Source organism: Streptomyces sp. W1SF4, assembly GCF_003950035.1.
Classification (GTDB): Bacteria; Actinomycetota; Actinomycetes; order Streptomycetales; family Streptomycetaceae; genus Streptomyces; species Streptomyces racemochromogenes.
Map to the genome: position 1 here is coordinate 7,106,604 of NZ_CP034350.1, position 18,694 is coordinate 7,125,297.

General features: G+C 76.6%; 18 protein-coding genes. 5 read left to right on the top strand and 13 right to left on the bottom strand.

Annotation, left to right across the window (positions count from 1 at the left end):
- Positions 1 to 82 precede the first annotated feature (82 nt).
- From D1J60_RS32910 to D1J60_RS32945, 8 genes are all read right to left on the bottom strand, one after another.
- Entirely contained in the window at positions 83 to 466 is a 384-nt protein-coding gene (locus D1J60_RS32910; RefSeq protein WP_125823635.1) for a hypothetical protein, read from the bottom strand.
- A 50-nt stretch (positions 467 to 516) separates the two neighbouring features.
- Positions 517 to 1,647 carry a YncE family protein gene (locus D1J60_RS32915; protein WP_125823636.1) on the bottom strand — a complete coding sequence of 377 codons (1,131 nt, stop codon included), beginning with the start codon at positions 1,645 to 1,647 and terminating at the stop codon, positions 517 to 519.
- Entirely contained in the window at positions 1,644 to 2,273 is a 630-nt protein-coding gene (locus D1J60_RS32920) for an ankyrin repeat domain-containing protein (protein ID WP_125823637.1), read from the bottom strand. The genes D1J60_RS32915 and D1J60_RS32920 overlap by 4 nt, the downstream gene beginning before the upstream one ends.
- Positions 2,274 to 2,453: 180 nt before the next feature.
- The gene (locus D1J60_RS32925; protein ID WP_125823638.1) at positions 2,454 to 3,848 is read right to left on the bottom strand and encodes a hypothetical protein; all 1,395 of its coding nucleotides are present in this window, start codon (positions 3,846 to 3,848) and stop codon (positions 2,454 to 2,456) included.
- A 193-nt stretch (positions 3,849 to 4,041) separates the two neighbouring features.
- Positions 4,042 to 4,908, bottom strand: a complete 867-nt coding sequence (locus tag D1J60_RS32930) for an NmrA family NAD(P)-binding protein (RefSeq protein ID WP_125823639.1) — start codon at positions 4,906 to 4,908, stop codon at positions 4,042 to 4,044.
- On the bottom strand, positions 4,905 to 5,360 hold the full coding sequence (locus D1J60_RS32935) for a hypothetical protein (protein ID WP_125823640.1): 456 nt from the start codon (positions 5,358 to 5,360) through the stop codon (positions 4,905 to 4,907). The genes D1J60_RS32930 and D1J60_RS32935 overlap by 4 nt, the downstream gene beginning before the upstream one ends.
- 119 nt (positions 5,361 to 5,479) lie before the next feature.
- Entirely contained in the window at positions 5,480 to 6,001 is a 522-nt protein-coding gene (locus D1J60_RS32940; RefSeq protein ID WP_241253496.1) for a MarR family transcriptional regulator, read from the bottom strand.
- 16 nt (positions 6,002 to 6,017) lie between these two features.
- Entirely contained in the window at positions 6,018 to 6,506 is a 489-nt protein-coding gene (locus D1J60_RS32945; protein WP_241253497.1) for a cupin domain-containing protein, read from the bottom strand.
- A gap of 147 nt (positions 6,507 to 6,653) precedes the next feature.
- Between D1J60_RS32945 and D1J60_RS32950 the strand changes: the two genes are divergently transcribed.
- Together D1J60_RS32950 and D1J60_RS32955 are read left to right on the top strand one after the other, a co-directional pair.
- Positions 6,654 to 7,529, top strand: coding sequence for a LysR family transcriptional regulator (locus D1J60_RS32950; protein WP_125823642.1), 876 nt, complete (start codon positions 6,654 to 6,656; stop codon positions 7,527 to 7,529).
- Between the two features lie 309 nt (positions 7,530 to 7,838).
- The gene (locus tag D1J60_RS32955) at positions 7,839 to 8,447 is read left to right on the top strand and encodes a response regulator transcription factor (protein WP_125823643.1); all 609 of its coding nucleotides are present in this window, start codon (positions 7,839 to 7,841) and stop codon (positions 8,445 to 8,447) included.
- A 31-nt stretch (positions 8,448 to 8,478) separates the two neighbouring features.
- Here D1J60_RS32955 and D1J60_RS32960 read toward each other — a convergent pair whose 3' ends face one another.
- The 4 genes from D1J60_RS32960 to lanKC form a co-directional block, all read right to left on the bottom strand.
- Entirely contained in the window at positions 8,479 to 10,251 is a 1,773-nt protein-coding gene (locus D1J60_RS32960) for an ABC transporter ATP-binding protein (protein WP_206436691.1), read from the bottom strand.
- The gene (locus D1J60_RS32965; RefSeq protein ID WP_125823645.1) at positions 10,248 to 12,017 is read right to left on the bottom strand and encodes an ABC transporter ATP-binding protein; all 1,770 of its coding nucleotides are present in this window, start codon (positions 12,015 to 12,017) and stop codon (positions 10,248 to 10,250) included. The genes D1J60_RS32960 and D1J60_RS32965 overlap by 4 nt, the downstream gene beginning before the upstream one ends.
- 99 nt (positions 12,018 to 12,116) lie before the next feature.
- On the bottom strand, positions 12,117 to 12,257 hold the full coding sequence (locus D1J60_RS32970; protein WP_125601303.1) for a SapB/AmfS family lanthipeptide: 141 nt from the start codon (positions 12,255 to 12,257) through the stop codon (positions 12,117 to 12,119).
- Positions 12,254 to 14,893 (bottom strand): class III lanthionine synthetase LanKC, encoded by a 2,640-nt coding sequence (gene lanKC / locus D1J60_RS32975; RefSeq protein WP_125823646.1) that lies wholly within the window; start codon positions 14,891 to 14,893, stop codon positions 12,254 to 12,256. Before lanKC ends, D1J60_RS32970 begins: the two co-directional genes overlap by 4 nt.
- Positions 14,894 to 15,263: 370 nt before the next feature.
- Between lanKC and D1J60_RS32980 the strand changes: the two genes are divergently transcribed.
- Complete coding sequence (locus D1J60_RS32980; protein ID WP_164721020.1) at positions 15,264 to 15,689, top strand: subtilase-type protease inhibitor; 426 nt, start codon at positions 15,264 to 15,266, stop codon at positions 15,687 to 15,689.
- 10 nt (positions 15,690 to 15,699) lie between these two features.
- Here D1J60_RS32980 and D1J60_RS32985 read toward each other — a convergent pair whose 3' ends face one another.
- The gene (locus D1J60_RS32985; protein ID WP_125823647.1) at positions 15,700 to 16,329 is read right to left on the bottom strand and encodes a TetR/AcrR family transcriptional regulator; all 630 of its coding nucleotides are present in this window, start codon (positions 16,327 to 16,329) and stop codon (positions 15,700 to 15,702) included.
- 70 nt (positions 16,330 to 16,399) lie between these two features.
- Here D1J60_RS32985 and D1J60_RS32990 point away from each other — a divergent pair, with 70 nt between their 5' ends.
- Both D1J60_RS32990 and D1J60_RS32995 read left to right on the top strand, forming a co-directional pair.
- Positions 16,400 to 18,040, top strand: a complete 1,641-nt coding sequence (locus tag D1J60_RS32990) for an FAD-binding oxidoreductase (protein ID WP_125823648.1) — start codon at positions 16,400 to 16,402, stop codon at positions 18,038 to 18,040.
- 122 nt (positions 18,041 to 18,162) lie between these two features.
- Positions 18,163 to 18,690, top strand: a complete 528-nt coding sequence (locus D1J60_RS32995; RefSeq protein WP_125823649.1) for a DoxX family protein — start codon at positions 18,163 to 18,165, stop codon at positions 18,688 to 18,690.
- Positions 18,691 to 18,694 lie beyond the last annotated feature (4 nt).

Consider the following 18,694-nt stretch of genomic DNA (forward strand, 5'->3'; position numbering starts at 1 on the left):
GCCCCGGCCCGTCGCCGCGCGCCACCACGGCCGCTCGGCCCACCCGGAACCCCTCGCACCGGGCGTGTCCGGGCCGCGGCCGTCAGCGGGTGAAACCGGCCACCCGGGCATGGGCCGTGACGGTGCCGTCGCCGAGGAGGGCGGCCTTGGCGTGCAGGCGGTCCATCACCGACGGGCCCGGGTCGCCGTACACGTCGATGGAGCGCATCCGGATCAGCGGGACGAAGGCCCGGAACCTGGGGCCGCCGAGTTCGAGGTGGAGTTCCAGCGACGCCGCGTCCGGGTGGACGGCCAGCAGGGTCATGGTGGACCCGGCCCGGTCGACGTAGAAGTGATAGGCCAGGAGCTGCGGTTCGACCGTCTCGACGAAGGCCGCCAGCTCCCTCATGGCGGCCTTCGCGTCGTCGAGGCGGCCCGGCAGGATGTCCGAGCGGTCGACGTAGTGGATCGTCTCCGGCGGTGGCATGCCCAGACGCTAGCCGGACCGGAGGCGGCCGCCGGCCCGCCGCGCCGCGTTCACCGCAGGACGGCGATGCCCAGGGGGCGGGTGCCGGCCGGGAGGCGCCGGGTGGTGCCGTCGGCGAGGTCGACGACGGTCAGCCCGTTCCAGTAGCCGTCCCGCGTGTAGCCGCCGGTGACGTACGCCGTCCTGCCGTCGGGCGACACCGCGACGTCCTCGTGCGGGCCGTCCAGCGGATACACGCGCTCCTCGCCGCCCGGCGAGCGCACGGCCAGCGACGGTCCCGCACCCTCCTCCACGGCGCCCGTGCCGACGACGAGGAGGCGGCCGTCGGCGGTGAGGGCGGCGCCGTGCTGGTGGGTTCCGGCCGTCATCGGCTCCACCGCGACCGTGCCGCCGCGCGGGTCCACCACGGCCAGCCGTTCCCCTTCGAACGGCAGCAGCAGCCGGCCGTCACCGGGGCGTACGACCGCGTAGTGCGGCTTGAGCCAGGAGCCGAGCCCGCCCCCGGTGCCGTACGGGGCGACCTCGATGCGGCGCGCCGCGAGGGTGTCCGCGGCCACCACCGTGACGTCGAAGGAGTCGTGGCCGGTCACGTACACCTCGCCGCCGTCACGGGCGACGTCCACGTCGAAGGGCCGGCGGCCCACCGGCACCGTCGCCGTGACCGCGCGTGCGGCGGTGTCGATGACCTTCAGGACGCCCCGGCCGCCGGGGACGTTGACCCCCACGTAGACGCGCGAGCCGTCCGGCGCGAGCGCGATGCCCATGCCGCCGCCCCGGTACTCGCCGGTGCCGGCCGGACCCGTACCGGTCGTGTACGGGATCCGGGCCACCCGGGTGCGGGCGCGCGTGTCGACCACCGCCACGCCCTCGGCGGTCGCCACCCAGGCGAGCCCGTCGGGGCCGACGGCCAGCCCGTACGGCGCGGTGCCGACGGCCACGGACCCCACCGGGCCGCGCCGGGGGTCGACGAAGGTGACGGTGTCCGCGCCGAAGTCGGCGACGAGCAGGGTCCCTTCGGGGGTGGCGCGCCCGCTCGGCAGCGGGGTCCCGCTCGGGGCGGGCGCGGCGGAGGCAGGGCCCGCGCCGCCCTCCGCCCCGGCCCGCGCGGTGCAGCCGCCCAGCAGCGCGAGCACGGCCGGGACGGCCAGGAGCAGCCCCCGCGCACGGGCCCGGCGGCTCACGGCCCGCTCCGGCCGTCGCCGCCCGACCGGTCCTGCGCCGCTGCCAGGAGCCGGGCCAGACCGGCGAAGCCGCGCCGCACCGCGTGCTCGTACGCCGTCACGCCCTCGGAGTCGGCGAGCCACGGGTCGGCTCCGGCGGCGAGCAGCAGCCGGACGACCTCCTCGTGGCGGGAGCCCCCGTCGCCGAGGATCACCGCCTCCAGCAGGGCGGTCCAGCCGAGCCGGTTGACGTGGTCGACGCGGACGTCCGTCTCCGCCAGCACGGCCCGTACGTATCCCACGTGCCCGCGCTCGGCGGCCGGGATGAGGGAGATCCCGCCGAACCGGTTGCGCTGCGTCAGGTCGGGTCCGGCCGGGAGCAGGGCCCGCATCATGCGGACACTTCCGGTGACGCCGGTGACCAGCCAGGGGCTGTCCGCTCGGGAGTCGGGGGCGTTCGGGTCGGCGCCGGCGGCCACCAGGACCTCGGCCGCCCGGAGGTGGTCGCCGAGGACCGCCAGCAGCAGCGGTGTGCGCAGGTCCTCGTCGCGGGTCTCCGGGGCGGCGCCGGCGGCGAGCGCGGCGCGCACCGCGTCGGTGTCCCCGGCCCTGGCGGCGTCGAGCAGGAGTCGGTCGTGCGGGTTCATGCCCCCATCGTGGCCCGGGCGGTACCGGCGGGCGGTCCGCCCGCCGTCCCTCCCGTACGGCCCGACCGGCCGACCCGCCCGTCATCCGATCGGCTGATCCGCCCCGGCCGCGAGCCCGCCGGCGGCCGGGCCGCGGCAGGGGGTCGCACGGCCGCGGCAGGGTGGTGGCAGGGCGGCGCCTCAGCCGGTGCAGCCGGGGACCGCTCCGGACGGGGCGCAGTTGTTCGGCCGGTTGTCGCGGACCACGTCACCGTTGAGGGTGAGGACGCCGGAGGCCTTGAAGATCCCGCCTCCGTCGCCGGCCCGGTTGTGGGTGATGGTGTTCCGCTCCAGCGTGGTCGAGCCCGGCCTCAGCACCCCTTCCGCGTGGTAGAGGCCGCCGCCCTGCGCCGTGCCGTTCTTCGCGGTGACGGTGTTGCGGAGCAGTTCGTTGTGCTCGGCCCTCAGGACGCCGCCTTCGGGGTTGTCGATGCCGGCCCCCTGCGCGGTCCCGTTCGGCGCGTCGGCCGTGTTCCCCGTGATGTGGCTGTCCTTCAGGTCGAGCGTGCCGAAGGGGCCCACGCGGATGCCGCCCCCGCGCGCGGTGCCGTCCTTGGCGACGGCCCGGTTGCCGCTGATCTTCACGTCGGTCACGGTCATCAGGGCGTTGTTGGCGATGCCGCCGCCCTGGGCCACGCCCTGAGGGGCGTCCGCGACGTTGTCGCGGACGGCCCCGCCGGTCACGGTCAGTCTCCCGAATTCCTCCGGGATGCCGTTGGCCACGGCGCCGCGCGCGATCCCCTCCCTGGCGAAGGCACGGTTGTCACTGATGACGGTGTCCCTGATGGTCGTGCCGAAGAAGCTGATGATGGCGGACCCGAAGGCGATGCTCCGCGTGCGGGGGGTGACGGTCGCGGTGTTCCCGGTGAGCCGGGAGCCGGTGACGGTCAGCGGACCGTCGTTGGAGATGCCGCCGCCCGCGGCGCCCCCCTCGGCGGCGTCCCCGTCGTAGACGACGTGGTTCCCGCTCACCTCCGTGTCGCTGATGCCGCCGGCGGAGCCGGGGCTGTCGATGCCGCCGCCCTGGGCGAAGATCCTGGACGCGGACGTGTTGCCGGTGACCTTGCTGTGGGTGATCTTCATCTTCCCGTTGTTGGAGATGCCGCCGCCGCAGGCCATGCCCACCGGGTCCGGGAAGGCGGGGCAGTCCGTGGCGTAGCCACCCCGGATGGTCGTCCGTCTCAGCGTGAGGTCGCCCGTCTTCTCGACGTAGATGATCCGGAACTTCGCCACCTTCTTCCCGTGCCCGCCGCGTTCGATCGTGGCCCCGCGTCCGTCGATGGTGATCTTGCTGGTGATCACCGGCAGTCCGTTGCCCGGGTGCACGGGGTCCGGTGCCCTCAGCTTGTACGTGCACCCGCGCGCGAGCCGGATCGTGTCCGCTCCGGGTGTGCCGTTCGCGGTGTTGACGGCCTCGACGAGGTCCGGGACCGAGCAGGCGACCTCCACGGTGGCGGCGCGCGCGGCCTGGGCGGGGACCGCCACCAGCGAGCCCGTGACGAGGGCGAGGACGGCGGGTACGTGCCGACGGGACATGGAGGTTCCTCCTTGTGCGATGCATGCGACTGGGGGGAGGGCCGGCCGTCGGGGACCGCGGCGGGCCGAGCCCAGCCGACCACGCACGCGGGTGGTCGGCTCCCCGGCGTGATCCGTACGGGCGGCCGCACAGCCCGTACGGATCACGCGGGCGTGCGAACGGCCCAAGACGGGCCGCCCTGCTGACCCCCGGTCAGCGGAACCGGTGCAGGTTCTCGCGGAGGAAGGCCTCCAGGCTGCGCGGGGCGCGTCCGGTCAGGCGCGGGAAGGTGTCGTCCGGGGTCTCCTCGCGCGCCACCGCGAGCTGCTGGATCTCCACCACGTGGGAGGCCAGCCAGGGCGGCATCCCGGCGCGCCCGACCAGGTGGGCGTGGAGCGCGGACGGGCTCAGGTCGAGGTGGCGGACCGGCCGTCCCAGCAGTTCGCCGAGGAGCGCGGCGAGTTCCGGGTGGCTGTAGGCCCGCCCGCTGGTCAGCGGATACGCGCGGCCCGCCGTCTCCGGGCGGGTGAGGACCGCGGCCGCGGCGTCCCCGACGTCCCGCACGTCCACGTAGTTGCACCGCGCCCCGCCCATGGCGCCGTGGAACACTCCGGCGCCGGCGATGCCGGGGGCCAGGAGCAGCAGCTTCTGCATGAAGGCGTACGGCCGCAGGACGGTGGTGGTGATGCCGCTGGACCGCAGCCGCTCCTCGATCAGATGGTGGCCGCGGGAGACGGCGACGGGGGAGTCCGGCTCGGCGGCCGGAGCGGACACCTTGACGACGTGCCCCACGCCGCAGTCGGCGGCCGCCTGGACGGCGTCCAGTTCGTACCGCACCTGGTGCGGGCCGTTGGCCATGGTGAGGAAGAGCGCGCGGGCGCCCCGGAAGGCGGCCCGCAGGGAGTCCGGGTCGGCGGCGTCGGCCGCCAGTACCGTGGTACGGGCGAGGGTGCGCCGGTCGAGCCCGGCGGCCAGGCGGGCGGGGTCGCGGCTGAGGGCCCGGGCGGGTACGCCGAGGGCCGCGAGGCTGCGCAGGGTGGCTCCACCGGTGGCGCCGGCGGCGCCCATGATGACGATCACGGTGTGTTCCTCACGGGTCGGGGGGCGGCGGGGAGCCGACGCCAGGCGGTGACGGTGGCCGCGATGGCCGCGGAGACGGGCAGGTCGGCCGGCAGGCGGCGCGGCCAGGGGCTGTCGGAGAGGGCCGGGACCTGCGGCAGCCAGTGGGCGGCGGCGAGTCCGGCGGCCAGGCCGAGCGCCGCGCCCGCCAGGCCGAGGCCGGCTGCCGCGAGCGCGCGCGGGGTGCGGGCGGGCCGGATACGCGCGGGCCGGCGCCGCAGGACCGCGCCGAGGACGGCGGCGACCAGGGCCGAGGTTGCGCTGATGGTGGTGAGTGCCGCGGCCACCAGCTGCGGCTGCCGGGTGAGCGCCCCGGCGAGCCCGGCCGTGAGGGCGGGCATGGCGTAGGCGGCCAGCACGTCGGGCCACAGGGCGGGCGGCGGGGGAGCGCCGGGAGCCTTCGTATGCGTCATGGATCCTCCTGCAAAGGTGTTTAGGTGGCTAATCAGTAGGTCAGGGTGGGTAATTAGTGACCTAATTATCTGGGTGGAAGAAAGGCGGGCCGCCTCCTGGCGGCCCGCCCCGGGCGGCGTCAGTCCCGGGTGAGCGAGTCGATGCCCGCGACCACCCGGGCCAGCAGGTCGAGGAAGATCGTGCGCTCCTCGGGGGTGAGTCCGGCGACCAGTCCCTGCATCCGGCTGAAGTGCTCCGGTGCCAGGTCGCGCAGCTTGTCGGCGCCGCGCGCGGTGAGGATCACCACGTTGCCGCGCCCGTCCTCGGTGGACGGCCGACGGGCCACCAGCCCCTCCCGCTCCAGGCCGTCGACCAGGCCCGTCACCGTGGCCCGGGAGACGCCGAGGCTCGCCGCGAGCTGGGAGGGCGACTTCTCGCCGCCGTGGTCCTCCAGGTCGGCCAGCAGCCGGTAGCGGCCGGTGGAGAGGCCGAAGCGGCCGAAGTGCACCTCGCCGGCCTGCCCGATCCGGGCGCCCGCCGCCATCAGCCGCGCCGCGACCAGGACCGCCTGCGGATCGGCCGTGAGGCCGTAGCGGACGATCTGGCGGCGTGCCTGGTCGAGGGTGGGGGCGTCGGGGCCGTGGTCGGCGTGCTGGATCACGGGGAAAGTATGGCGGCTAATCGGATTGCCGGTCAAGTGGCGGCGCGGCTGCGGCGAAGTGCACGTCGTAGCGGTCCTGCTCCCCGAGCAGGACCTCGAAGGGCTCCTCGCCCCGCCGGACCCGCCCCAGGGCCCGGAAGTAGCCGAAGCGGTCGACGCCCGGAGTCAGCAGGACGAGCAGCTCCGCCGCCCGCCCCGGAGCGGCGCCGAACGCGTGGACCGTGCCCGGCGGCACCACCACCAGGCCACCCGCCCCCACCGTCTCGGCCCGGTCGCCGCCGGCGCCCCACCACCGGAACCGGGCGGCACCGTCCAGCACGTAGAACACCTCGGTCGACCGGGAGTGGTGGTGCGGACCGGCGCCGTCGGCCCCGGCCGCCAGCCGCAGCAGGTTGGCACCCACCGCCCCCGCCGTGTCGGCGGCGTCGGCGAGGAGCCGCATCCCGGCTCCTGCGGGCAGCGGGACGTGCTCGGCCTCCTCGGACCGTACGACGAACGGGTTCACGGCGACTCCTCTGGCAGACGGCATCCGGTCACCCCATTCGACTCCGGGAACAACCGGCGGACCAGAACCGGTTGAGGATCACGGCCATCCCGGACCGAGATGACCGGGCCGGGCGGGCGCCCGTCACACCGGGGGAGCGCGGACCGAATGGAACTGCGGCAGCTCAGGTACTTCGTCGCGGTGGCCGACACGGGCGGCTTCGGCAGGGCCGCCGAAAGCCTGGGCATCGTCCAGTCCGCCGTCAGCACCCAGATCGGGCGCCTGGAACGGCAGTTCGGCGTCGCGCTGTTCGACCGCGGCACGCGGCGCACCGTCCTGACCGGCCTGGGTGAGGCACTCCTGCCGCAGGCCCGCGCCGTGCTGGAGGCGGCCGACCGGACGCGGGCGCTGGCCGCCGCCCTCGCCGACGGCAACGCCGGCCTGCTCCGGCTGGGCCCGGTGCGGGGCCCCCGCACCGCCCGGCTGCTCCACCGCCTAGCTGACCAGACCGGTGCCTTCCGCGTGACCCTGCGCCACGTCCCGGCCGCCGAACGGCTGCGCCTGCTGCGCGACGGCGAACTCGACGCCGCCTTCGTCCGCGGCGCCCCGGCCGCCCCGCCCGGCACCAGCCTCCTGGAAGCCTGGCGGGACCCCCTGTACGCCGCCGTACCGGCCGGCCACCCCTTGGCCGCCCGCCCCGTCCTGACCCCGGCCGAACTCGCGGAACTCCCGCTCCGGCTCGCCGGCCGGACCGCCAATCCGCCCTTCCACGACCTGGTCACCCGCCTGTTGCGGGCGGCCGGGAGCCGGCCGCCCGCAGGCCCCCGCTTCACCACGCTCCCCGAGACCCTCGCGGAGATCGCCTCGGCGGCCGAGCCGTCCTGGACCCTCTTCTACGAGGTCACCGGACTGCCCGACTTCCCCGGCGTCGCCGTACGCCCCCTCGCGGGCCCCGCGTCGACCACCTGGCTCGCGGTCCCCGAAGGCCCGCCCTCGCCGGCGGTGCGCCGGCTGCTGGCGGCTCTGGCGGACCTCGCCGGGTAAGGGGGCAGCCCGGTCCCGAAGGCGCCCCCGCGACCCGCCGAACGCGCCCCCGCGACCCGCCGAACGCGCCCCCGCGACCCGCCCAAGGCACCCGGAATCAGCCCTACCGCTTCGGTCCGCCGCGGCGCCCGCAACCGCGTCGCGGCCGCACAGGCGGAGCGTGGCGCGGGTGCGGCCGCCCGCGCGGCCCCCCGCCGGGGTGCCGCGGTTCGGCCACGCGCCCCCTGCGCCGCGCCGGCGCGCGTTCCTACCCGGTGGTTGCTGGGCACCCGCTTGGTGCCCGTTGATCAGCACCCGAGGAGAGCCCGGATGACCAAGGTCCTCGTCCTGCACAGCGTCAGCATCGTGAGGTCGGCGCTGGCCGCCCTCCTGAGATCGGAGGGCGGGTTCGACGTCACGTGCGCCGGCTGGCGCTCCGCGGCCCGCGAGGCGGAGTCCTTACGGCCCGACGTGACCGTTCTCGACCTCGACTGTCCGGGCGCTTCGGCCACCCTGGAGGCCCGGGCGGGGACCTCCCGCCCGCTCGACGGGCCGCCCGACCCGCTGCTGGTGCTCGCCACCTCCGGAACGCCCGGCTCCCTCCAGCGGGGAGTCCGCGCGGCGGCGCGCGGCTACGTCGACAAGGACGGGTCGCCCGGCCGCCTCGTCCGGGCCATCCGCAAGGTCGCCGCCGGAGAGCGGTTCGTCGACCCCTCGCTCGCCTCGGCCCTCCTGGAGGCCGACCCCATGCCGCTCAGCCCCCGTGAACTGACCGTCCTGGCCCGGGCCGCGGAGGGCGACTCCATCGCGGAGATCGCCCACGCCCTGCACCTCGCCAGCGGCACGGTCCGCAACTACATGGCCGCCGCCACCCGCAAGACCGGCGCCCGCAACCGGATAGACGCCATCCGGATCTCCCGGCGGGCCGGCTGGGTCTGAGGACGGCCCCTTCCCGCTGCCACGGGCCCGCTCACACCCGCGCGTTCCAGACCCCCACCAGCTCCCGGTACAGCGCCGACCGGTCCGGGAGGTCCGCGTGCGTGCCGCAGACCGCACGGCTCCCGTCGAGTACGAGGACCCGGTCGGCCCGGGCCGCGGAGGAGATGCGGTGGGCCACGACGACCAGGGTGCCCGGGCGGTCGGCGAGCGCCCGCTCGGCGCGCTCCTCGGCCGCCGGATCGAGGTGGCAGGTGGCCTCGTCGAGCAGCAGCAGCGGAGCGGGCGACAGGTGGGCGGCCACCAGCGCGAGCAGCTGCCGCTCGCCCTGCGAGAGCCCGGCGGGGTCCAGCGGCGCGTCGGGCCCGCCCAGCCGCTCCAGGAGGCCGGCCGCCCCGAGGTCCGCCACGGCCCGTTCCAGCCGCGCCCCCGGCACCGGCCCGGGACACAGGTGCGTGAGGTTCTCGCGGACGGAGCCGGTGAACACGTACGCCTGCTGCGGCAGCAGGGTCCGCCGGGGATCGGGACCCCGCCCGGGCCCGCGCAGGGCCGGGGCGCCGGCCAGCAGGACGGTGCCCCGGCCGGGCGGCAGGAGCCCGGCCAGCAGGGCGGTGAGGGTGGACTTGCCGATGCCGCTCGGCCCGACGACGGCGAGGTGCTCCCCCTCGCGCAGCGCCAGGTCGAGCCCGTCGACCACCGGCAGGGCGTGGGCCCCGTACGCGAACCGCACCTGCCGAAGCTCGGCGGCGAGCCCCCCGCCGCCGGGCGCGGGCACCGGCTCCGGACCGGGCTCCCGCGCCTCCGTGGCCGGCTTCAGCGCCCCCGCGGCCGGCTCCCGCCCCGGTCGCGGGAGGCAGAACCGGTCCAGGACCACCACGAGCCTGGTGCCCGCGGAGCCCACGGCGCCCATGAGCGCGTCCAGCGCCGGCAGCAGGGACTGGACCAGGTAGGTCAGGGCGGCGGCCAGGGCCCCCGGGCTCAGCCCCCGCCCGAGCAGCCAGGGCGCCCCCAGCAGCAGCGCGACCACCGGGAGCCGGCCCGCGACGCCGAGCGCCACCGTGCGCAGCGCGGCCCACCGGGCCAGCAGCCGCGTCAGCCGCTCCTGTTCGGCGATCAGCAGCCGCGGGCCGGCCGCCGCCTCGGCGCCGCCCCCGCAGGCGACCACGTCGCGCAGGCCCGCCGCCAGCTCCCCGGTCCGCGCGGCCAGGGCCTCGTCGGTGTCGAGCGCCCGCCGCTGCACCCGGGCCATCGGGCGCAGCGTGAGCAGGAACCCGGCCGTCCCCAGGAGCAGCGGCGGCAGCACGAACAGGAGCAGCACCGGCGCCAGCGCCGCCAGCCCGGCCAGCGCCCCCGCCGCCGTGAAGACGAAGGACCGGGCGACGAGCACCAGTCCGGCGAAGGAGTCCCGGGCCATCTCGGTCTGCTGGGTCAGCCGGGAGACGGCCCCGTCGTGCGCGGCCCGGGCGGGGTGGGCGACCGCGCGCTCCAGGGCCTGGCGCACGGCCCGGCGCACCAGGCCGTCGCGCAGCGGTTCGACGAGGTCGGCGAGCCCGCCGAAGACCCCCCGCAGGGCCAGTCCGCCGAGGACCGCGCCGGCCCCGGCGACGGCCAGCCAGGCGAGCCCGGTTCCGGTCCTGGAGGCGAGGAAGCCGTCGTCGAGGGCGCGGGCCACCGCGTACCCGCCGAGGAAGGTGTGGCCGGACTCCAGGAGGGACCACAGCGCGAGGCGGCGCAGGGTCCGGCCACGTCCGCGCAGGAAGCGCCGTCCCTCGCCGCCGACCCGGCGCCAGGTGCCGTCCCCGCTCACCGCTGCGCCCCGGGGCCGGCCGGGTCCTCGGCGGCCCCGAACAGCGTGCGGTAGCCGGGGTCCCGCCACAGCTCCGCGTGTGTCCCGGTGGCCCGGACCCGGCCCTCCTCCAGCCATACGACGAGGTCGGCGCGGGCGGCCGTGGCGGCGCGGTGGGTCACCACGAGACGGGTCCGGGCCCGTACGTCGCGGGCCAGGGCACGCTCCACCTCGCGGGCGGTGACGGTGTCCAGGGAGGAGGTGGCGTCGTCGAGGACGAGCACCCGGCCGGCCCCGCGGAACGCCCTTGCCAGGCCGAGTCGTTGCAGTTCGCCGCCGGACATCGGGGCTTCGGCGAGCGGTGTGCCGTAGCCCCGGGGCAGGCGGAGCACGAACGGTTCGGCGCCGGCGGCCCGCGCGGCGGCCCGCACGGCGTCCGCGCCGGGGGCGGGCCGGCCCCCGAAGGCGATGGCCCCGCCCACGGTCTCCCCGAACAGGGCGGGCCGCTCGAAGGCGTGGCCGACCTCGCGGCGCAGCGCCCCGGTGGTGAGCTCCTCCAGCGGGGTGCCGTCCAGCAGGACCCGGCCCCCGTCGCAGGGGGTGAGCCGTCCGGCCGCGGCGGCCAGCAGGCTCTTGCCGGACCCCGAACGGCCGACGACCGCCGTGGTGGTGCCGCCCGCGAGGCGCAGGTCGACGCCGCTCAGCACGGTCCGGCCCGCGCGCACCAGACGGACCCCGCGCAGCTCCAGCGTGCCGGGGCCGTCGGCGGCGTACTCCCTTTCCCCCTGGGGGAGTTCGGGCAGGCCGAGCAGGGCGGCCGTGCGGCGGGCGGCGGCCCGGCCGCGCACCACCGCCGCGAGCCGGGCCGTGACGGCCCCGGCGCCGGCCGCGAGCCCCGCGTAGCGGACGGCGGCGAGCAGGCCGCCGACGCCGAGCGCCCCGTCCGACAGGCGCAGGCCGCCGACGCCCAGGACCACGTACAGCAGGAGTGGCATCAGGGCGCCGGTGCGGGCGGCGGTACCCCCGTAGATCCGCCACATCTTCCGTCCCTCGCGGCCCAGTTCGGGCAGCGGGGCCAGGACCCGTGCCGCCTCGCGCTCCGCGGTGCCGGCCGCCGCGATGGTACGGGCGCCGGCCAGCGCCTCGGCGAGGCGCCCGGCCAGGGTGAGCTGCACCTGCTGGTAACGGCCCACGCTGGCGTCCGACGCGCGGGCGAAGGCCCTCAGCAGCAGCGCGAGGACGGGGACCCCGGCCAGGAAGGCCAGGCCGGTCCAGACGTCGACGAGGAACAGCGCGACGAGCCCCCCGGCCGGCGGAAGCAGGGCCGTGACGGCCGTCGCGGCCGCCGCGGGGACGGTCCCGGCGGCCGCGGCGTGGGCGGTGAGCCGGGCCGAGACCTCGCCGGGGGAGTGGCGGGCGGCGTGGTGCGGTGCGGTGCGCAGCAGCGCGCCGAGGCCGCGCCGTCGCAGCCAGGCGGTGGAGCGGGCGTCCACGCCGCCGGTGAGCCGGGCGGTCGCGGCGTCCAGCAGTACCTCGGCGGCGATCACGGCCGCGCAGCACCAGGCCCACAGGGTGCCCGAGGGGTCGCGGCGCAGCAGCAGGTCGAGGGCGTGGCCGAGGAGGGCGGGTTCGGCGAGCGCCGCGCAGGCGGCGGCCAGCGAGCAGCCGGCCACGGCCGCGGTGCGGCCGGCGCTGTGCCGTGCGGCCGCCCGCAGCGCCCGGTCGGCGGCCGACGCCTCACCGGGCGGATCGGCGGCCGGGGTCACGCCGGCGGCGGGCGGGGTCATCGGGGGCGGCTCCTCGTGTTTCCCGGCGGCCCGGGACGCGGGTGCCCGGGATGAGGTGCGGGCCCGGGCGAAGTGCCGCCCGGGCCCGCAGGGACCCGATCAGTTACAGGTCGTGATGCTCAGGCTGCTGTCGCCGCAGAGCAGGAGGCTGGCGCGGCTGCCGCCCCCGCCGCCGAGCTGCGCGGCCTCGGTGGTCTCTTCCTTCGGGGTCTCCATGGACTGCAGGTCGAGAAGGGTCATGGCTGGTTCCTTTCCTTCGCTGGTGTGTTCCGATGGGTCACGGCCCCCCGGTGGGGGACCGGCTCTGGGGCCGCCGCGGTGCGCGGCGGCGGGAGGAACGGCAGGTGCGCGCGTCCGCCGGTGGCGGCGCTGCCGAGGGCCAGGAGGGCGCCGGCGGTGCCGGTGGACAGGTCCATGGACAGGCGCATCATCTGCTCGCCGGGGAAGGCGAGCCGTCCCTGGTACGGGAGTGCGTGGCGGGCCAGGGCCTCGATCTGCCGGCCGATGTCCGCGGGACCGGTGCCGGGGCCGGGCGTGGTGGTCCGGGACAGGTGCAGGATCATGCCGGCGGCGCCGCGGAACAGGCCCGGCTGGGCGTAGAAGGTGGCCTGGGCCGCCCGGACGATCTCGGGCCGGGCCTTCTCGAAGCGGTCGTCCCGCCCGTGCCGCGACCAGTCGTCCAGGACCACGCCGATGCCCACGCTGCCCGCGCCGAGGTAGGGCATGGTGCGCCAGCCCTCGTCCACCTGGAGGGTGCCGAAGGCGCTGGTCACGCAGCGGTCCAGGTCCCGGTGCAGGAACTGCCCGGCGCGCCCCAGCAGTTCGGGGTCCCCGGTGCGCTCGTACAGGCGCAGGTGCAGCAGGGCGATCCCGCTCTGCCCGTACAGCAGCCCCGCCCGTTTCAGCCCGGGGGCGGCCGCGTGGGCCAGTTCCGCGCAGCGCAGGGCGGCGTCGTGCAGGGCGGCGTCGCCGGTGGCGGTGCCGAGGGAGTCGAGGGCGAGGCCGATCCCGGCCAGGCCGCCGTGCAGGTCGGGTCCGGCGGACTGCCACGGCTGTGCCAGCAGGCGCTCCACCAGGGCGAGCGCGCGCTCGTGGTGTCCGAGCCGGTGGTGCGTCCAGGCCAGTCCGGCGAGGCCGTCGTAGAAGCCGAGCGGTGTGCCGGACGCGGGGTCCCGCGTCCGGGCGAGCAGCCACTCCTCGGCCTGCGGCCAGGGGGCGTCGCCCGTCTCGGCGAGCGCGTACAGCACCCCGGCGGCGCCGTGGCCGAAGGCCGTTCCGCCGCCGGCGGTGGCGAACTGGGCCGGGTCGCCGGGGAAGAGGCGGTCCTCGCGCTCCGGGGTGGCGGTGGCGCGCAGGGCTGCCGTCAGGGAGGCGCGGGCGGCCGGCCAGTCCTCGGGGCGGGCCGGGAGGTACGGCCGGGCGGGGGCGGGTGTGCGCCGGCCCGGGGAGGCGTCGCAGGGGTCGGCGAGGATCTCCCGTACCGCCTCGTCGAGGAAGGAACGGGGTACGGGGAACTGCTCGGCGGCGATGTCCGCGAGGTGCGCGGCCTTGCCCCGGTCCATCACCAGCAGGCTGGTCAGCGGCAGGAACAGGGCCAGGCGCAGACAGGCCAGGGCGTACCGGTCGACGGCGAAGCCGCGCCGGCCGGGCGGTGCCACGAAGGCCGGGTTGGCCACCGTCTGGCGCAGGCCCTCGTCGACGTGGGCGGCGGCCTCGAAGTCGAGGAGGGCGACGGAGGGTTCGCCGGTGTCCGCGTCCTCCGCGACCATGATGTTGAACAGGTGCAGGTCGTTGAAGACGATGCCGCGGGCGTGGACCGCGTCGACGGCCTCGGTCACCCGTGCGTGGATCTTCAGCGCCCAGTCGGTGTAGGCGGCGAGCTCCGCGGGGCCGGGGTCGGCCTCGATCAGCGGATGGCGGCGGGCGAAGTAGGTGTTCAGGGGCTTGCCGTCGAGGTACTGGAGCGCGAGGAAGTGGTGCTCCCCGACGGTGAAGGCGCCGCGGACGGCGGGTACGCAGTCCAGCCCGGCCAGCCGCTCCAGCGCCCTGCGCTCCCGGTGCAGCCGGGCCACGGCGTCCGCCCCGTCGGCGGCCAGTCCCGCGAAGGGGCGGGCCTCCTTGAGGACGACCGGCTCTCCCGTCCGGGTGTCGCGGGCCGCGTACACCCCGCCGCCGTTGGAGAAGTGCAGGGCCCGCTCGACGGTGTAGGGCATGCCCTCCAGGGTGACGGCGGAGCGCCGTTCCAGGTGCGGCCGCAGGAAGTCCGGCGCCTCCACCCAGGCGGGCGGCCGGAACGCCGGACCGCGCACCTCCGGTACCAGCCGGCCGCCGGGCTCCTCGATCGCGGGGACCAGTTCGCCGTGTTCGTCGTAGCAGTGCCGCAGGGTGAAGCTGCCGTAACGCAGGTGCACGGGGCCGTCGTTCCAGCGCAGGTCGCTGAGGACGTACGGGCCGGGCTCGCCGGCCAGCAGGGCGTCCAGGTCCTCCGCGACCCGCCGGCAGGCGTCCGCGTCGGCGGGGTAGACGGTGAGGAACTTTCCGCTCGCCGCGCGGTCCGCGTACTTGGCGTTGCGCAGGTGCAGCAGGTAGCTGCTGGGCACGAACTTGAAGGCGATCCGCCGTTCCACGCAGTAGCCGTGGACCCGGTCGAGGACGGACTCCGCGTTGTCGAGACAGGCCGACACGTGGATCTTCCAGCCCTGGGAGGGGAGGCGGAGGCCGAGGGGCCGCAGGGCCAGCCAGTCGCCGCTGCGGTGCGAGCGCCAGCCCTCGGGTACGGGGGCGGTGGCCGCCGGGAACTCCTCGCCGGCCCGCCGGTACGGGGCGTCGTAGAACCAGCGGTCGGCGTCGCAGAAGGCCGCGTGCCCGTTGTTCACACCTGCTCCCTCGGTCGGTGACGGGAGCAAAGGTGGCACGTGGCGAGGAGCCCGCGACAGTCGCGTTTGTCACCAGCCCGACGTGCGCTACGCACGGGTCACCTGGGCCCCGCAGGCGCCGGGGCGCCCCGGCGCCGCCGCGTCGCCGGCGCTGTCGTCAGCCCGCCGCCGCACCGATCCGGTCACGCTGGACGGCCTCCGGGCGGACCGGAGGCCGCCGCCACCAGGCCTCCGATATCCGAACCGCCCGTCCGTAAATCGATCCTCGACATGCGGAGGCCTTTGGGATCTGACAGTGTCACCCCCAACTGGCCGCTGGATACCAGAGATAGGGCCAGTTTCAACCTTCGAATCGAAAGCGAGTCCTGTCGTGCGTCACCGCTTAGCAGCAGTCTCCGCCGCCGCCCTCCTCTGCCTCGCCGGCGCCACGGGCGCGGCGGAGGCCGCCCCCGCGACCCCGCACGGTCCGTCCGCCATGGTCCTCGGCGTCGTCCAGGGCCGCGACGCCGCCACCGGCACCGCCCTGCGGGCCGTCACCCTCAGCTGCGCCTACACCGCCGAGGGCACGCACCCCGACCCGAGGGCCGCGTGCGACGTGCTGGGCGCCACCGGCGGGAAGCTCGACCGCCTGCTCGCCGCCCCGGCCCCCGACCGCCCCTGCCCCCGGCAGTACGCCCCCGTCACGGTCACGGCGGACGGGGTCTGGCGCGGCAGCCGCATCGCCTGGCAGCACACCTTCCCCAACCCCTGCGAGATGGCGGCCACCCTGAACGGCAACCCGCTCTACGCCTTCTGACGCCGCGGGATCAGCGGCCGCCCTCCGGAGCGAGCACCGCGGCCGCCGCGAAGAGGCGGGCGCAGCGCCGCGTCATGGCATCGGGGGTCTGCTCCGGGTGCTTGACCCACCACCGGACCAGGGTGGCCACCAGGTCCCGCCACACGTACAGGAGCGCGTCGGCGTCCAGCGGGTCGGCGGATCCGGCACCGCGCAGCAGTTCCGCGGTGCCGGCGGCGGCCAGCCGGTCGACGGCCGCCCGGTACCCGGCGGCCGCGCGCGCCGCCTCCCCGCCCGGCGGCAGGGTGCGGTCGTACAGCACGAACCACGACTCCCGCCGCCCCTCCAGCGCGGTGAAGATCGCCTCGAGCACCCGCAACGGGGTCCGCGGGGTGGTCCCGTCCGGCCCCATCGCCGCGCGGACCGCCCCCAGCAGCCGGTCGCCGACCGGCAGAAGGCAGGCCACGTAGAGGTCCTCCTTCGTGCCGAAGTACTGGTGCAGCAGCGTCTTGGTGACGCCGACCCGCGCCGCGATCGCCGGCAGCGAGGCCGCGGCGTAGCCGCGGGTGCCGAACTCCTCCGTGGCGGCCTCCAGCATCTGCCGCGCACGGAGCTCGCGGGGGACTCCCTTGGTGCCGGCTTTCGAAGGAGGGGTTGCCATGCGCCGATCTTACCAGTAGGTAATTTACCTCAAGGTAAGTTCGTGCCACGGCGACCTCTGGAGTACCTCCATGGACGGCACCACCACCCGCCCGGCTCCCCAAGCGCGCACCCGCTCCTGGTGGGGCTGGGGCTGGGCCGACGAGCACCCCGCCGACGCGGAATGCGTCGCGATGGGGGCCCTGCTCCCCGGAACCCTCGCCCGCCCCCTGCCCGTTCCCGACGTACGCGACCTCGTACGCGGCCGCCGCCTCGGAGCCCCCGCCGTCCAGCCGCCGGCCGCCCTCGCCCACCTGCTCACCGCCGACCCCGCGGACCGCGCCGCCCACGCCATGGGGAAGGCCTACCGCGACGTGGCGCGCGCCCTGCGCGGGCAGCCCGGCCGCATCCCCGACCTCGTCGCCCGCCCCACCGGCGAGCAGGACGTGGCCGACCTCCTCGACTGGGCCGGCGGCCACGGGACGGCCGTCGTCCCGTACGGCGGCGGCTCCTCGGTCACCGGGGGAGTGGAGTACCGCGGCGACACCCACCGGGCCGTGCTGTCCCTCGACCTGACCGCCATGCGGCGCGTCCTGGAGGTCGACACCGAAGGGCGCGCCGCCCGCATCCAGGCCGGCGCCCTCGGCCCGGACCTGGAAGCCCAGCTGCGCCCGCACGGCCTGACCCTGCGCCACTTCCCGCAGAGCTTCGAGTTCTCCACCCTCGGCGGCTGGCTCGCCACCCGGGCCGGCGGCCACTACGCCACCGGACCCACCCGCATCGACGACTTCGTCCAGTCGATGCGGGTGGTCACCCCCGTCGGCACCAGCGGCTCCTGGAGACTGCCCTCCTCCGGCGCGGGCCCCTCGCCCGACCGCCTCTTCCTCGGCTCCGAAGGCGCGCTCGGAGTCATCACCGAGGCATGGATGCGACTCCGGGAACGCCCACGCCACAAGGCCTCCGCGGCCGTGTCCTTCACGGACTTCCACGCCGCCCTCCGCGCGGTGCGCGACCTCGCGCAGTCCGACCTCTCACCCGCCAACTGCCGCCTCCTCGACGCGGGCGAGGCGGCCCTGTCGGGCGCCGCCCACGACGGCTCCTGCGTCCTCGTCCTCGGCTTCGAGTCCGCGCACGAACCGGTCGGCGGCTCCCTCGCGCGCGCCCTCGACCTGGCCCGCTCCCACGGCGGCCGCCACGACGCGGACACCGGCCCGGCCCCGGACCGCGGCCCCGACGGGACACCGGGCGGCGACGCGGCCGTCGGCGCCTGGCGCGCCGCCTTCCTGCGGATGCCCTACCTCCGCGACGGCCTCGTCCGCATGGGCGCGGTGGCGGAGACCTTCGAGACGGCCGCCACCTGGGACCGCGTCCCCGCCCTGATCGACGCCGTACGCACCGAGGTCGGCGCGGCCGCCCTGAAGGCCACCGGCCACCCCGCCACCGTCAACTGCCGCCTGACGCACGTCTACCCGGACGGCGCGGCCCCCTACTTCACCGTCCTCGCCGCAGGCCGGCCCGACGACGGCGTCGCCCTGTGGGACGACCTCAAGGCGGTCGCCGCCGAGGTCCTGCACCGGTACCGCGCCACCATCACCCACCACCACGCCGTGGGACGGGACCACCGGCCGGGCTACGACCTCCAGCGCCCCGAACCCTTCGCCCTGGCCCTGCGGGCCGCCAAGGACGCGCTCGACCCCCGCGGCATCCTCAACCCCGGAGTCCTCGTGGGCTGACGGGCCGCCGGCCGCTCGCCCGATCGGCGGACCTATTCCCGTACGCGGGGCGTCGCCGCCCGGAACGGATACGGATGTCCCCGGCATCCGGCCTCCGGCCCCGTCGTCCCAGGGAGACTCCGATGAGCTGCATCAACCGACGCGACCTCGCACTGCTGGCCCTCCGCACCGGGACCGGTGCCGTGCTCATGGCACACGGCACCCAGAAGCTGTTCGGCTGGTTCGGCGGCGGCGGCCTGGAGAAGACCGCCGCCGCCATGGAGCACATGGGCTTCACCCCCGGCCGGCAGAGCGCCCTGGCCGCCGGACTCGGCGAGACCGGCGGCGGGGCCCTGCTGGTCCTGGGGCTCGCCACCCCGGCAGCCGGCGCCGCGGCCGCGGGCGCCATGGCCGGCGCCGTGTCCGTCCACGCCCCGGCCGGCTTCTTCGCGCAGTCCGGCGGATTCGAGTACCCGGCGTTCCTGGGGTTCACCGCGGCCGCCATCGGCCTTGCCGGCGCGGGCCGCTACTCCCTCGACCACGCCACCGGCCACACCTTCGACCAGCGGTGGATGCTCGTGCTGGCCTTCACCGCCAGTGCCGTCGCGGCGGCCGCGGTCGTCGCCAAGCGGGCGAAGGGCCGGCCGGACGGCGACGAGGACGCCGTCTGACGCG